The following is a 14,275-nucleotide window of genomic DNA, read 5'->3' as shown; positions in this document are numbered from 1 at the left end:
CTGCAGTGTCAGGTTCCGTTTCTATCGACCTTATGCAATCAATTGGCGGCACCGCACAATCGCCGAGCAAGCGTTACAGTAAATTGCGGCTTTGGTAAACGTGCGATGCCGCTGATGAAATTGATCCAATGCGCCGAGTTCAATGGGCATTATGTGTATGCCTATTTGAAGGATGTTCTTTTCCTTCTACCCTCGGCAGTGAGCGAGTGAAATCGGGGAGCTGTTGCCGCCCTGTTGGCAGTCGGTTTGACTCTGCAAGACGGGATGCTCAATCGCTTATGTTCCATCAAGGTAATTACGAAATAGTTGGAAGTCACGCACACTATTTTTTCAATGGCGGTCAGGTCCTGCACTATCTTCAAGTCTTGTGGGTTGTTCCAGTCATGCGTCGCAAAACCTGCGAATTACCCTGCCGATGATGCAGGATCACCGCACCGATATGACCTACGATCAGCACCAGCATCGTCCAGCCCAGCCAGCCATGAAAGTTACTACCCAAGTCAATCATCCACTGGATTTTCTCCCCTTCGAACCCATCCATTACCTGTAAACCAAACGCCGAAAACGCCCGGCCAGAGCCATACTGACGTAATAGCCCGATCAGGGGAATCAGGAGCATAAGCCCGTAGAGCGCCCCATGCCCAATGCTAGCCGCTAAATTCATGCTCGGCGGACGGTTGTGCCGGTTCAGCAAGCTCCAGCCGGCACGCAGGATCAATAGCACTAGCAATAACAACCCAACGGGTTTGTGATACGGCCACAGAAGTTTATCGAGCACTGAGTCAGAAAGCAGGTTGTGGACAGCCGCCAAGCAATAAATCCCGGCGAACATCAGCGCCATCAGCCAATGCAAGCTTCGACTGACAGAGTCGTAGCGGTATTGGCAATCGGTTGCTTCAGGAGTTTCCTTCATTATCACCTCTTGGTTAGTGGCTTGGCCTTCAGTATGAAAGTTCTAGGCGATGTAATATCTGTTGACATTATAATGGTGTTTCGATTGCCGAGGCGTCTGGGCGCGAGTAACAAATATAGCCGCCAGGGTTTTCTATGGTGACGCACTTCCCTTTCTGGAGCTGAGTATTGAATACTGTAATTCAATGAGCATGTTAAGCAAGTATTGTTTTTGATATCGGCTATCAAGTAGAGTAACAAAAATTGTCGCTTGGTCTAGGTGCCCGATCTCAGGGGCTCTTGGACTTTCGCCCCTGAAATCTATACCACATGTTGCGATACCGAGCTCCACGCCTTGAACGGTATTGCAAGTTTGTCGTCCGACCCTGACGACTCTCGGGCGTTATCCTAAATCCGGAAGCTACCCACCAACTGTTTCAAGCGCGCCGCCTGCTGTTCAAGGTCGGAACACGCTCGCAAGGTCGATTGCAGGTTTTCCACGCCTTCCTGGTTCAGCGTATTGATCTCGGTGATGTCGACGTTGATCGATTCCACTACCGCTGTCTGTTCCTCGGTCGCCGTGGCCACTGACTGGTTCATGCCGTCGATTTCGCCAATACGCAATGTAACGCCGTTCAAGCGCTCGCCGGCGAGGTTGGCGATGTCCACGCTGTCCTGGCTATGGCGCTGGCTGTCGCTCATGTTACTGACGGATTCACGGGCGCCGACTTGTAGCTCCTCGATCATGGTCTGCACCTGTTGCGCCGATTGCTGGGTGCGATGCGCCAGATTGCGCACTTCGTCGGCCACCACCGCAAAACCACGTCCCGCCTCACCTGCGCGCGCCGCTTCAATCGCCGCGTTGAGTGCCAGCAAGTTGGTTTGCTGGGAGATGCTGGTGATCACTTCGAGAATCTGTCCGATGTTCACGGTTTTGCTGTTCAACGATTCGATGTTGGTGCTCGAGGCGCTGAGCATGCTCGACAGTTTGTTCATGGCGGCGATGCTGCGATCCACCACTTGCTGGCCGTCTTCGGCCAGGTTGCGGGCGTCGCTGGCTTGAGTCGACGCCTGTGCAGCGTTGCGGGCAATTTCCTGGGTTGCGGCGCCAAGCTGGTTGATCGCCGCGGCCACGCTGCTGGTACGTGAGGCTTGTTGGTCGGAGTTGAACAGGGAGGAATTGGAAGCGGCTAACACGCGCAGTGCGACTTCATTGACCTGACCGGTTGCCGACGAAACTTCCCGGATCGAACCGTGGATACGTTCCACAAAGCGGTTGAATGCTGTGCCGAGAACGCCGAATTCATCGTTGTTTTGAATGGTCAGGCGCTTGGTCAGATCGCCTTCACCGTCGGCAATATCAGCCATGGCACGGGTCATGACGTGCAGCGGCTGGATCAGGATACGGATCAGCATGCCCAACAGGGCAATGATGATGGCCACGGCAATGACGGTCGCGACGACCGCCGAGGCACGGAACTCGGTCAGCATCGAGAAGGCTTTGTCTTTGTCCACAGACAGACCGATGTGCCAGTTGACCGAGGGCAGCCCCTTGATCGGGGTGAACGTGACAATGCGGGTCTTGCCGTCAACCTCCACTTCGCTGAAGTCGCGGGTGATACGCGGGGTATTGTCCGGATACGCCTCTCTCAGCGTCTTCATCACCAGGGTTTTGTCCGGGTGAACCAGGATTTTGCCGTCGGAACCGACCAGGAAGGCGTAGCCCATGCCATCGAAGTCGCGGGCGCTGAGGGTGTCGATCAAGGTTTGCAGGCTCAGGTCGCCGCCCACCACGCCGACGCTTTGCCCGGCTTTTTTCGAGGCGGTGGCGATGGAAATGATGGTCTGGCCAGTGGCCGCATCGAGATAAGGTTCGGTCAGGGTCGCGGTGCTGCTGCTTTCGGCACCTTTATACCAAGGGCGCACCCGTGGGTCGAACCCGGCGGGCATTTTGGCATCCGGACGAATCGTGAAGCTGCCGGTCGCATCGCCCAGGTAGGACGCCATGAAGGTCGATGTCAGGGTTTTCTGCTCGAGCAGGCTGGCAACCGTGGACGGTTCGGGGGTGATCGCGATGTTCTGGGCGAGGTTGTCGATCAGCAGAATACGGCCCGTCAGCCAGGCCTGAATGTTGCTGGCGGTGACATCCCCCATCTCATTGAGGTAGTTGTCCAGGTCTTCGCGAATGGCATTGCGCTGTAAATAGTCGTTGTACAGCGTGAACGAGGCGAAGGCGGCAATGACAACAAGGGCGACGGCAAGCAGGATTTTATGGCTGAAACGCAGATTTTTGTTCATGGCTTGGGGTTCCGCTAGGGTCTTGGTGCCAAAGGCATGCTTTTATAAAGGAACGCACAATGGGCGGCAGTGAAAGCAAGCTGATACTTCCGTACTCTCCTTAGGGAATTACCGACGCTATTCAGTCTTTTATATCGGCCGTGAAGGATCAAAGATTAATCATGGGGTGAAAAATGCCTGATTCACTGCAACTCGTTATCGGTGCCGACCTCACTGCACAGCCGATTGCCCAGGCCATGCGTCTGGCAAACCGCCATGGTCTGATTGCGGGCGCTACCGGCACCGGCAAGACCGTCACCTTGCAACGCCTGGCCGAAGCCTTCAGTGACGCCGGCGTGGCGGTGTTTGCGGCAGATATCAAAGGCGACCTGTGTGGCCTGGGCGCTGCCGGTGCGCCTCAAGGCAAGGTCGCCGAGCGGATCGCCGCAATGCCCTGGCTGAACCACAAGCCCCAGGCCTATCCGGTGACCCTGTGGGATATTCACGGTCAGTCCGGGCACCCTTTGCGCACCACCTTGAGTGAAATGGGGCCGCTGCTGCTGGGCAGCCTGCTGGAGTTGACCGACAGCCAGCAGTCGGCGCTGTATGCCGCCTTCAAGGTCGCGGACCGCGAAGGGCTGTTGCTGCTGGACCTGAAGGATTTGAAGGCGCTGCTCAATCACCTGCGTGATCAGCCTGAATTGCTGGGCGACGACGCCGCGCTGATGACCACGGGTTCCAGCCAGGCACTGTTGCGGCGTCTGGCGACCCTGGAACAACAGGGTGCAGAAGCGCTGTTTGGCGAGCCGGGGCTGCAACTCGAAGACATTCTGCAGCCGGGCGCCGATGGTCGCGGGCGTATTCACTTGCTCGACGCCAGTCGTCTGGTCCACGAAGCGCCCAAGGTGTATGCAACGTTCCTGTTGTGGCTGCTGGCCGAACTGTTCGAGCAACTGCCGGAACGCGGTGATGCAGACAAACCCCTGCTCGCGCTGTTTTTCGATGAAGCGCATTTGTTGTTCGCCGGTACGCCCAAGGCTTTGCAGGACCGTCTGGAGCAGGTAGTGCGGCTGATTCGCTCGAAAGGCGTGGGCGTGTATTTCGTCACCCAATCGCCGGGCGACTTGCCGGATGACGTCCTGGCCCAGTTGGGACTGCGCATCCAGCATGGATTGCGCGCGTTCACGGCCAAGGAGCAGAAATCCCTGCGCGCGGTGGCGGAAGGCTTTCGGCCGAACCCGGCGTTCGATGCCTTGTCGGTGCTGACCGAACTCGGAATTGGTGAAGCCTTGGTCGGCACTTTGCAGGATAAAGGCACGCCCGGGATGGTCCAGCGTGTGCTGGTGGCTCCGCCGCAATCGCGGATCGGGCCGCTGACCGAGACCGAACGCACCGTGCTGATCGCCGGTTCGCCGTTCAAGGGGCGTTACGACAAACCGATCGATCGCGAATCGGCGTATGAAGTGCTGATGGGGCGCAAAGGACTGGCGCCAGAACCGGACACGGCACCCGGCAAACCCGCGCCAGAGGAGCCGAGCTTCACCGACAAGGCCGGGGAATTCCTCGGCACGGCGGCAGGACAGGCGCTGAAATCGGCGATGCGACAGGCGGCCAATCAGCTGGGCCGACAACTGGTGCGCGGGTTGATGGGCTCATTGCTCGGCGGCAGCAAACGCCGATAAAATCTTTAAAATGCAGACCTCCCCCTGTAGGAGCGAGGCTTGCCCGCGAAGGGGCCCTTGAGGCCGCCAAAAGCTTCGCGGGCAAGCCTCGCTCCTACGGGGGGGGCAATTTCAGGTTTTGGGCTTGGCATGAGCCGCCAACCGCTCCAGCGCCGCCCGCAAGTTCGGATCAGTAATCCCGTCGGCCGTCGCCTGAATGGTCGCCGCCGCATCGGTCGATAAACCCATGGTGTGCCCAACCGCTCCTTGTTGAACGGTCGGCGGCTGCACCTTGAACAGAATCCGCGTCAGGCTGGCGAACTCATCGAACAGCTGCAATTGCCGTTGCAGACGCTTTTGCTGGTAACGCAAGCGAGTGGCCCAGTGACCGTCGGTGACAATCAGCAATAAACTGCCTTCGCGCCACGATGCCACATGGCAGTGTTCGCGAGCAGCGGGCTGCAATTGGCTTTCCACCAGGCGTTGCAAATGACCCAGGCGCTGGGCGTGGCCAAAAATGGCTTTGAGCGGTTTGGCTTCGCGAAGCAGAACGGCGGGTGCTCTGGCCGTAAGAGGGCGAAATGCCATGATCAGACACCTGAAGTAACAGAGCGGCCATGGTAGCAGAAAGCACCGCCTGCGCCCGGCCCATTGCGTTGCGAGCGCTTTACCCATTAAATCAACGAGTAACTTATGCCCTGAACGGCTTGAAGTTCAGCAAAAAGCCCTTATTTTAAGTGAGCCCCGTCACAGCGCAGTGCCAGCATCGTGGAATAACGCCACTTTCCTCACCACCGTTTCCGGGTAGAATGCTCGTTCGCATGCGGCCATGAGGGCTGCTCGGGCGACTCACGGGGCCGCCCTCCATCCCTTTAGTGTGGAAGATCCTGCCGATATGTTTGCGCCTTTGTTAAAGAAACTTTTTGGAAGCAAGAACGAGCGTGAAGTCAAACGCATGCTCAAGACGGTGCAACTCGTCAATGCCTTCGAAGAGCAAATGGTGGCCCTTTCGGACGATCAATTGCGTGCCAAGACTGACGAGTTCAAGGCCCGCATCGCCAAAGGGGAAACCCTCGACAAGCTGCTCCCGGAAGCCTTTGCGGTCGCCCGCGAAGCCGGCAAGCGCGTCATGGGTATGCGCCACTTCGATGTCCAGCTGATCGGCGGCATGACCTTGCACGAAGGCATGATCGCGGAAATGCGTACCGGTGAAGGCAAGACCCTGGTGGCGACCCTGGGCGTTTACCTCAATGCGCTGTCCGGCAACGGCGTGCACGTTGTGACGGTGAACGACTACCTGGCCCGCCGTGACGCCAACTGGATGCGTCCGCTCTACGAATTCCTCGGCATGTCGGTCGGCGTGGTGACGCCGTTCCAGCCGCCGGAAGAGAAACGTCTGGCTTACGCCGCCGACATCACCTACGGCACCAACAACGAATTCGGTTTTGACTACCTGCGCGACAACATGGCGTTCAGCATGGAAGAAAAATTCCAGCGCGAACTCAATTTTGCCGTGATCGACGAAGTCGACTCCATCCTCATCGACGAAGCCCGTACCCCGCTGATCATTTCCGGTCAGGCCGAGGACAGCTCCAAGCTGTACATCGAGATCAACAAACTGATCCCGCAGCTGCAATTGCACGTCGAAGAAGTCGAGGGCGAAGTCACCAAGGCCGGCCACTACACCGTCGACGAGAAGACCCGTCAGGTCGAACTCAACGAAGCCGGGCACCAGTACATCGAAGACATGCTCACCGGCGTCGGCCTGCTGGCTGAAGGCGAAAGCCTGTACTCGGCGCACAACCTGGGCCTGCTGACCCACGTGTATGCCGGTTTGCGCGCGCACAAGCTGTTCAATCGCAACGTCGAATACATCGTGCAGGACGGCCAGGTAGTCCTGGTGGACGAACACACCGGTCGTACCATGCCGGGTCGCCGTTTGTCCGAAGGCCTGCACCAGGCCATCGAAGCCAAGGAAGGCCTGAATATCCAGGCCGAAAGCCAGACCCTGGCCTCGACCACCTTTCAGAACTACTTCCGCCTGTACAACAAGCTGTCCGGCATGACCGGTACCGCCGATACCGAAGCGTTCGAGTTCCATCAGATCTACGGCCTGCAGGTCATGGTGATCCCGCCGAACAAGCCGTTGGCGCGTAAAGACTACAACGACCTGGTGTTCCTGACCGCCGAAGAGAAATACGCGGCGATCATCAACGACATCAAGGAATGCATGACCCAGGGCCGTCCGGTGCTGGTGGGTACTGCCACCATCGAAACCTCCGAGCACATGTCCACGCTGCTCGACAAGGAAGGCATCGAACACAAGGTTCTGAACGCCAAGTTCCACGAAAAGGAAGCCGAGATCATTGCCCAGGCCGGTCGCCCAGGCGCACTGACCATCGCCACCAATATGGCCGGTCGTGGTACCGACATCCTGTTGGGCGGTAACTGGGAAGTGGAAGTCGCGTCCCTTGAGAATCCAACGCCGGAGCAGATCGCCCAGATCAAGGCCGACTGGCAGAAACGTCACCAGCAAGTGCTGGAGTCGGGCGGCTTGCAGGTGATCGCTTCCGAGCGTCACGAATCGCGCCGCATCGACAACCAGCTGCGGGGTCGTGCCGGTCGTCAGGGTGACGCCGGTTCCAGCCGTTTCTACCTGTCGCTGGAAGACAGCCTGATGCGTATCTTCGCCTCGGACCGGGTCAAGAATTTCATGAAGGCCCTGGGCATGCAGTCCGGTGAAGCGATCGAGCACCGCATGGTGACCAACGCCATCGAGAAGGCCCAGCGCAAGGTTGAAGGCCGTAACTTCGACATTCGCAAGCAACTGCTCGAGTTCGACGACGTCAACAACGAACAACGTAAAGTGATCTATCACATGCGTAATACGTTGCTGGCCGCGGACAACATCGGCGAAACCATCGCCGATTTCCGTCAGGACGTGCTCAACGCCACTGTCAGTGCGCACATTCCACCGCAATCGCTGCCTGAGCAGTGGGACGTGGCCGGTCTGGAAGCGGCGCTGCAGAGCGACTTCGGTGTGGCATTGCCGATCCAGAAATGGCTCGACGAAGACGATCACCTGTATGAAGAGACCCTGCGCGAGAAGCTGCTCAACGAATTGATCGCGGCGTACAACGAGAAAGAAGACCAGGCCGGTGCCGAGGCGCTGCGCACCTTCGAGAAGCAGATCGTACTCCGTGTGCTCGACGACCTGTGGAAAGACCACCTGTCGACCATGGATCACCTGCGTCATGGCATCCACTTGCGTGGCTACGCCCAGAAGAACCCGAAGCAGGAATACAAGCGCGAGTCGTTCACGCTGTTCTCCGAGCTGCTGGATTCGATCAAGCGCGATTCGATCCGAGTGCTGTCCCACGTTCAGGTTCGCCGCGAAGACCCGATCGAAGAAGAGCAGCGTCTGCGTCAGGAAGCCGAAGCACTGGCGGCGCGCATGCAGTTCCAGCACGATGAAGCACCGGGTCTTGAGCAGCCGCAAATGCTCGGTGAAGAGGTCGACGTTGCCCTCGCCACCGCGCCGGTACGCCACGAACAGAAGCAGGGCCGCAACGAACTGTGCTACTGCGGTTCGGGCAAGAAGTTCAAGCATTGCCACGGGCAGATCCAGTAACACCCGTTTGTACGCTGAAATACCCGCGCCGCGACCGGCTTCTGCCGTCGCGGCGTTTTGCCATTTAAACCACCGTTCATCCTGAAAGCGGTGCAGACATCATTTATTAAGGAGCGCATTCATGGCTGTTGGTCTTGGTCCTTTGCCAACGTTGCACCCGGTCGCCGGTTTTGAACTCGGTATTGCCTCGGCCGGCATCAAGCGCCCAGGGCGCAAGGATGTCGTGGTCATGCGCTGTGCCGAAGGCTCCACCGTGGCGGGCGTATTCACCCTGAACGCGTTTTGCGCAGCGCCCGTAATCCTGGCCAAGCAGCGAGTGCAAGGCCCGGTGCGTTATCTGCTGACCAACACCGGCAATGCCAACGCCGGCACCGGTGAGCCAGGCCTGGCCGCTGCCGAGCGCACCTGCGCCAGACTGGCTGAACTGACCGGCGTCGATGCCAGCCAGGTGCTGCCGTACTCCACCGGCGTGATCGGCGAGCCACTGCCGGTCGAAAAGATCGAAGGCGCCTTGCAGGCTGCTCTTGATGATCTGTCGGTGAATAACTGGGAAGCTGCCGCTACTGGCATCATGACCACCGATACCCTGCCCAAGGGCGCCAGTCGCCAGTTCCAGCATGACGGCGTAACCATCACCGTCACCGGAATCAGCAAAGGCGCAGGCATGATCCGGCCGAACATGGCGACCATGCTCGGCTACATCGCCACCGACGCCAAAGTCGCGCGGGAGGTGCTGCAAAACCTGCTGCTGGACGGCGCCAACAAGTCGTTCAATCGCATTACCATCGATGGCGACACCTCGACCAACGACTGCTGCATGCTGATTGCCACCGGTCAGGCTGCACTGCCGGAAATCACCGAAGCCAGCGGTGAACTGTTCGCCAAGCTCAAGCAGGCCGTATTCGAAGTGTGCATGGACGTGGCCCAGGCCATCGTGCGCGACGGCGAAGGCGCGACCAAGTTCGTCACCGTTGAAGTCAACGGCGGCGGCAATCACCAGGAATGCCTGGATGTCGGTTATACCGTGGCTCACTCGCCGCTGATCAAGACCGCGCTTTTCGCCTCCGACCCGAACTGGGGACGCATCCTGGCCGCCGTCGGCCGTGCCGGCGTACCGGACCTGGACGTGAGCAAGATCGACGTGTTCCTCGGCGACGTGTGCATCGCCAGCCGTGGCGCCCGCGCATCGACCTACACCGAAGCCCAGGGCGCGGCGGTGATGCAGCAGGAAGAAATCACCATCCGGATCGAACTGGGTCGCGGCGATTGCAGCGAAACCATCTGGACCACTGATTTGTCCCACGAGTACGTGAAGATCAACGCTGAGTACCGTACTTAAGACAGATCGCTTTCGCGGGCAAGCCTCGCTCCTACAAGGACGCTGCGATACTTGTAGGAGCGAGGCTTGCCCGCGAAGACGGCCGACCAGACACTGAAAATCTGGCCCGTACTCTCTTCAAAAGGTCCCGAACATGAGCCTTCACCTGATCATCGGCGACAAACTGCACTCCTCCTGGTCCCTGCGCGGCGCCCTGGCCCTCGACCTGACCGGCGCCCCCTATACCGAAGAACTGATCAAGCTCAACCAGCCAGACACCCGCGAACGCCTGCTCAAGCATTCGCCCACCGCGAAAGTGCCGCTGCTGAAGACCGAACACGGCACCATCGCCGATTCCCTGGCGATTGCCGAATACCTGGCCGAACAGTTTCCCGACGCCGGGCTCTGGCCCAAAGACACCGCCGCCCGTGCCCAGGCGCGTTCGGCGTGTGCGCAGATGCACAGCGGATTCTTTGCGATGCGCAACCACATGCCGTTCGACCTGAGCCGCGACGCACCGTTGTCGCCGACTCCGGTTGACGTCCAGGCAGACATTGAACGTATGTTGGCGTTGTGGGCCGAGTGCCGCGCCAGCGCGAGCGAAACCGGTCCGTTCCTGTTCGGCGGCGCCACCCTGGCCGATGCATTCTTCGCCCCGATCGCCGTACGCCTGCGTACCTATCAGGTGAAGCTGCCCGCGGCGGACGAGGCCTACGTCAACACTATCTACCAATGGCCAGCCTTCAAGGCCTGGCAAAAGGCAGGTCTGGAGGAGGTCGGTCAGTGAAAAGAGTACACGTAGCCGCTGCCGTCATCCGCGATAGCAGCGGCAAGATCCTCATCGCCCGCCGTGCCGATACCCAGCACCAGGGCGGACTGTGGGAGTTCCCGGGTGGCAAGGTCGAGGACGACGAATCCGTTGAAATCGCCCTGGCCCGCGAGCTCCACGAAGAACTGGGCATCGTGGTCAGCGCGGCGCGCCCGCTGATCAAGGTCCGGCACGATTACCCCGACAAGCAGGTGTTGCTGGATGTCTGGGAAGTCTCGGACTTTTCCGGCGAGCCTCACGGCGCCGAGGGCCAACCTTTGGAGTGGGTAGCGCACCGTGACCTGCTGAACTACGAGTTCCCGGCGGCCAACCAGCCGATCGTTGCGGCAGCACGACTCCCGGCGCAGTACCTGATCACCCCTGAAGACCTGGATACCCCGACCTTGCTGCGCGGTATCCAGAAAGCCATTGCCGGTGGCATCAAGCTGATCCAGTTGCGGGCACCCAACGGTTACGATCCGAAGTACCGCGATCTGGCAGTGGACGCAGCGGGGCTGTGTGCCGGCAAGGCGCAGCTGATGATCAAGGGCCCATTCGAATGGCTGGGAGATTTTCCGTCTGCCGGCTGGCACATCACCTCAAAGCAACTGCGCAAGTACGCGGCGGCGGGTCGCCCGCTACCGGCGTCGCGCTGGTTGGCGGCGTCTTGCCATGATGCTGAGGAACTGGCGTTGGCCGAGCAGATGGGCGTGGATTTTGTGACCCTGTCGCCGGTACAGCCGACCCAGACCCATCCCGACGCTCAGCCGTTGGGTTGGGACCAGGCCTCGGCGTTGATCGAAGGTTTCAGCAAGCCGGTGTTCTTGCTCGGCGGTGTTGGCCCGGCGGAGCAGCAGAGAGCCTGGGAGGCAGGGGCGCAGGGTGTGGCGGGGATTCGGGCGTTTTGGCCCGGGGCTTGATTCGACGGTGAGCCGGCGGGCCTCTTCGCGAGCAAGCCCGCTCCCACAGGGATCAGCGTCGTACACCGTTCTGTGTTCCACCGACGTTCACTGTGGGAGCGGGCTTGCTCGCGAAGGGGGCCTGAAGGGCGCCGATTAATCTTGAGGCTTCGCCGCCGGCTGCCACAAAATCTCCGCAACTCCCTGCCGCTTGGCAATCAACCTCGCCACCACAAACAACAAATCCGACAACCGATTGATATAGGCCAGCCCAAAGCCAGCCAACGGCTCAAGCGCATTCAACTGCTGACACCGCCGCTCGGCACTGCGGGCCAGGCTGCGGCAGACATGAGCCTGGGCAATCAACGCCGAGCCACCGGGCAATATGAAGTTCTCCAGCGGCCCGAGCTCTTCATTCCACACATCGATCGCTGTTTCCAGCCGCTCGATCTCTGCCAGATCCAATGCCTGATACACCGGCATCGCCAGTTCGCCACCCAGGTCGAACAACCGATGCTGGCAAGGCGCCATCACCTCGATCACTTCGTTCAAACCCGGATATTCGCCACTTTCCGCCGCCAGCCCGGCCAACAGCACGCCCACCTGACTGTTCAGCGTATCGACCTCGCCAATGGCCTCGATCCGCGGATGGTCCTTGGGCACGCGGCGACCGTCGCCCAGCCCGGTTTCGCCTTTGTCGCCGGTGCGGGTGTAAATCTTCGACAAGCGAAAGCCCATGGTTACCTCGATAGCTGATTAAGTTCTTGAGAGACGAGCGGGGTGCCCGCCAGGGGCAGGCGCAAGGTGAAGCAGGTGCCTTGTCCGAGGGTCGATTGCACTTCCATCTGGCCCTTGTGGTTGTTGGTGATGATGAAGTACGAAACCGACAGGCCAAGGCCGGTGCCCTGGCCGATTTCCTTGGTGGTAAAGAACGGCTCGAATGTACGCTTGCGCACGCTCTCGCTCATGCCGATTCCGTTGTCCTCGACCTGGATTTCCGCCCAGGGAGGATTCAGCCGGGTGCGCAGAATGATCCGCCCCGGTTCGCGGTCGTCTTCGCGTTGGTGAATCGCTTGGGCGGCGTTTTTCAACAGGTTGAGCAGCACTTGCTCCAGTTCGTTGGCGGTGCCGGGTACCGGGCCGAGTTGCGGATCGAACTGGCGGATGATCGCCTGGCCCTTGAAGTCGAAACCGATCGCCAGGTCGAAGTCGTTTCCGGCAATTTCCACCGCTTGATCGATCAACGCCGGCAGATCGCACGGCGCCATCTGCCGGGTGCTGCGGCGGCTGAAGCTGAGCATGTGGGTGACGATCTTCGCCGCCCGGGCCCCCGCCTGTTGAATGCCATCGAGCAACTGCGGCACTTCCCGCGTTTGCAGGTACTGGTTGACCGTTTCCAGTTGAACACCGATTTGCTCGGCCTGTTCAAGGTTTTTTGGCAGGTCGGGGGACAGGCGCCGGCGAATGTTTTGCACGTTGTGCAGGATCGCCCCCAACGGGTTGTTGATCTCATGGGCCATGCCGGCGGCGAGCCCGCCCACCGACAGCATTTTTTCCGATTGCACCATCATTTCTTCCAGGGACAGGCGCTGGGTGATGTCATCGATCCGGATCACCACGCCACGCCCGGCGCCGCCCATCAGCGGATAGAACGTCAGGGCGTAGTGCCTGGGTTCTTCGTCCTTGAACCAGGTCACGCGCTCGATCTTGGCTACCGTATGCTGTTCGACGGTTTGCTTGAGCTGCGGCAGAAACGGCTTGAGCGGTTCGAAGGCGAGGAAGATCGGCTGGTTCAAGGCCTCGTCCAGGCGCGTGCCGGACAGGGCGCTGGCCTCCTGATTCCACTGGGTGACATAGAGTTGTTCATCGAGGGCAATCAATGCCGAGGGCATGGAGTCGATAATGCTGTTGAGGTAGTTCTGGAACCCGGTGAGCTTCTTTTCGATCTTGCTGCGTACCTGAACTTCCAGCTCCAGCTTGCGATTGGTATGACGGGTTTCTTCGGCCAGGCCCTGGGCCTGGTCGTAAGCGGCCTGGGAATCATCCCGGGCCCGTTTGAGTTGCTGTTCCCTGGCCTCGATGCGCGAGAGCATGGTATTGAACGCCTCGGCCAGGCTGCCGATTTCATCATGGTTGCCGCGAGAGGCGCGCAGGGCGTAGTTCTCCTCCCGGGTCACTTGCCGGGACAATTCTTCGAGCTGATGGATCGGCCGGGTGATCAGCCGTTTGATCTGCCGGGCAATCACCAGCCATAACAGCACACTGAAGATCAGGATCCCGAGGCTGGCGGTGAGGGTCCCGGTGTAGAACGCCATCGGCAATTCGCTGCTGGCCACCAGTAACAGGTGCCCGGGCGCAGTGCCTGGGCGGGGCAGGGTGATCACTTGATTGCTGCGAAACTCGGTGACCTGCCAGGATTCGATGTGCCGGTAGCGCTTCGGCAGCTTCAGGTTGTCGCCATGCTGCAGCTGCGCCAGGCGCTCGCCCTTGCCGTCATAAAGGGCCGCTGCGCGCAGGGGGGAATAGCTGTTGAGTTCGTTGAGCAAGCGTTCGGCGCTTTCCGGCGACTTCAGGGCGTCGGACACCAGGCTCGGGTTGGCCACCAGTCGTCCGATGGTCTGCAAGGCCTGGGGGGCCATGCTTTCCTGGGAAATGTAGTACGCAGCGCTGATAAACGTCAGGTTGGCGACCAGCAGGACGGTGGTCAACAGCACCAGCAGGGCGGCCAGCAGTTTCTGGCCGACTGGAAGGTTTTCAAGGCGCTGGCGCAATAGCATCAGGTTCATCGCT

General features: G+C 59.8%; 10 protein-coding genes and 2 pseudogenes. 6 read left to right on the top strand and 6 right to left on the bottom strand.

The window, feature by feature from the left end:
• Nucleotides 1–93 precede the first annotated feature (93 nt).
• Nucleotides 94–250: pseudogene (locus tag F8N80_RS32205) on the top strand (transposase domain-containing protein); the annotation flags it as partial.
• 108 nt (nucleotides 251–358) lie between these two features.
• Here the strand turns inward: F8N80_RS32205 and F8N80_RS17690 are convergent.
• From F8N80_RS17690 to F8N80_RS32195, 3 genes and pseudogenes are all read right to left on the bottom strand, one after another.
• Nucleotides 359–913 carry a cytochrome b gene (locus F8N80_RS17690; RefSeq protein WP_150745909.1) on the bottom strand — a complete coding sequence of 185 codons (555 nt, stop codon included), beginning with the start codon at nucleotides 911–913 and terminating at the stop codon, nucleotides 359–361.
• A gap of 386 nt (nucleotides 914–1,299) precedes the next feature.
• On the bottom strand, nucleotides 1,300–2,025 hold the full coding sequence (locus F8N80_RS32200) for a methyl-accepting chemotaxis protein (RefSeq protein ID WP_440131189.1): 726 nt from the start codon (nucleotides 2,023–2,025) through the stop codon (nucleotides 1,300–1,302).
• A gap of 132 nt (nucleotides 2,026–2,157) precedes the next feature.
• A pseudogene (locus tag F8N80_RS32195) lies at nucleotides 2,158–3,189 on the bottom strand (HAMP domain-containing protein); the annotation flags it as partial.
• Nucleotides 3,190–3,362: 173 nt separating this feature from the next.
• On the opposite strand from F8N80_RS32195, the gene F8N80_RS17680 reads away from it, so the two are divergent.
• Nucleotides 3,363–4,850: a helicase HerA-like domain-containing protein gene (locus tag F8N80_RS17680; RefSeq protein ID WP_150745911.1), complete on the top strand. Its 1,488-nt coding sequence runs from the start codon at nucleotides 3,363–3,365 to the stop codon at nucleotides 4,848–4,850.
• 111 nt (nucleotides 4,851–4,961) lie between these two features.
• Here F8N80_RS17680 and F8N80_RS17670 read toward each other — a convergent pair whose 3' ends face one another.
• Nucleotides 4,962–5,417, bottom strand: coding sequence for a DUF721 domain-containing protein (locus tag F8N80_RS17670; RefSeq protein WP_150745912.1), 456 nt, complete (start codon nucleotides 5,415–5,417; stop codon nucleotides 4,962–4,964).
• A 307-nt stretch (nucleotides 5,418–5,724) separates the two neighbouring features.
• Here F8N80_RS17670 and secA point away from each other — a divergent pair, with 307 nt between their 5' ends.
• The 4 genes from secA to F8N80_RS17650 all read left to right on the top strand — a co-directional run bounded on the left by secA (nucleotide 5,725) and on the right by F8N80_RS17650 (nucleotide 11,506).
• A complete protein-coding gene (gene secA / locus F8N80_RS17665) occupies nucleotides 5,725–8,460 on the top strand; it encodes a preprotein translocase subunit SecA (protein ID WP_150745913.1) in 2,736 nt (911 codons plus the stop codon).
• A 121-nt stretch (nucleotides 8,461–8,581) separates the two neighbouring features.
• Entirely contained in the window at nucleotides 8,582–9,799 is a 1,218-nt protein-coding gene (argJ, locus tag F8N80_RS17660; RefSeq protein ID WP_150745914.1) for a bifunctional glutamate N-acetyltransferase/amino-acid acetyltransferase ArgJ, read from the top strand.
• A gap of 133 nt (nucleotides 9,800–9,932) precedes the next feature.
• Nucleotides 9,933–10,565, top strand: a complete 633-nt coding sequence (locus F8N80_RS17655; RefSeq protein ID WP_150745915.1) for a glutathione S-transferase family protein — start codon at nucleotides 9,933–9,935, stop codon at nucleotides 10,563–10,565.
• Nucleotides 10,562–11,506 carry a Nudix family hydrolase gene (locus F8N80_RS17650; protein WP_150784338.1) on the top strand — a complete coding sequence of 315 codons (945 nt, stop codon included), beginning with the start codon at nucleotides 10,562–10,564 and terminating at the stop codon, nucleotides 11,504–11,506. Before F8N80_RS17655 ends, F8N80_RS17650 begins: the two co-directional genes overlap by 4 nt.
• 135 nt (nucleotides 11,507–11,641) lie before the next feature.
• Here the strand turns inward: F8N80_RS17650 and F8N80_RS17645 are convergent, their stop codons facing one another.
• Complete coding sequence (locus tag F8N80_RS17645) at nucleotides 11,642–12,223, bottom strand: cob(I)yrinic acid a,c-diamide adenosyltransferase (protein WP_150784337.1); 582 nt, start codon at nucleotides 12,221–12,223, stop codon at nucleotides 11,642–11,644.
• A gap of 2 nt (nucleotides 12,224–12,225) precedes the next feature.
• Nucleotides 12,226–14,262 (bottom strand): sensor histidine kinase, encoded by a 2,037-nt coding sequence (locus F8N80_RS17640; RefSeq protein ID WP_150784336.1) that lies wholly within the window; start codon nucleotides 14,260–14,262, stop codon nucleotides 12,226–12,228.
• Nucleotides 14,263–14,275: the final 13 nt, after the last annotated feature.

The sequence above is a fragment of the Pseudomonas fluorescens genome (assembly GCF_902497995.1).
Classification (GTDB): Bacteria; Pseudomonadota; Gammaproteobacteria; order Pseudomonadales; family Pseudomonadaceae; genus Aquipseudomonas; species Aquipseudomonas fluorescens_BK.
Note: the sequence above shows the minus strand (reverse complement) of the source record. Positions and strands in the feature narration are given on the sequence as shown.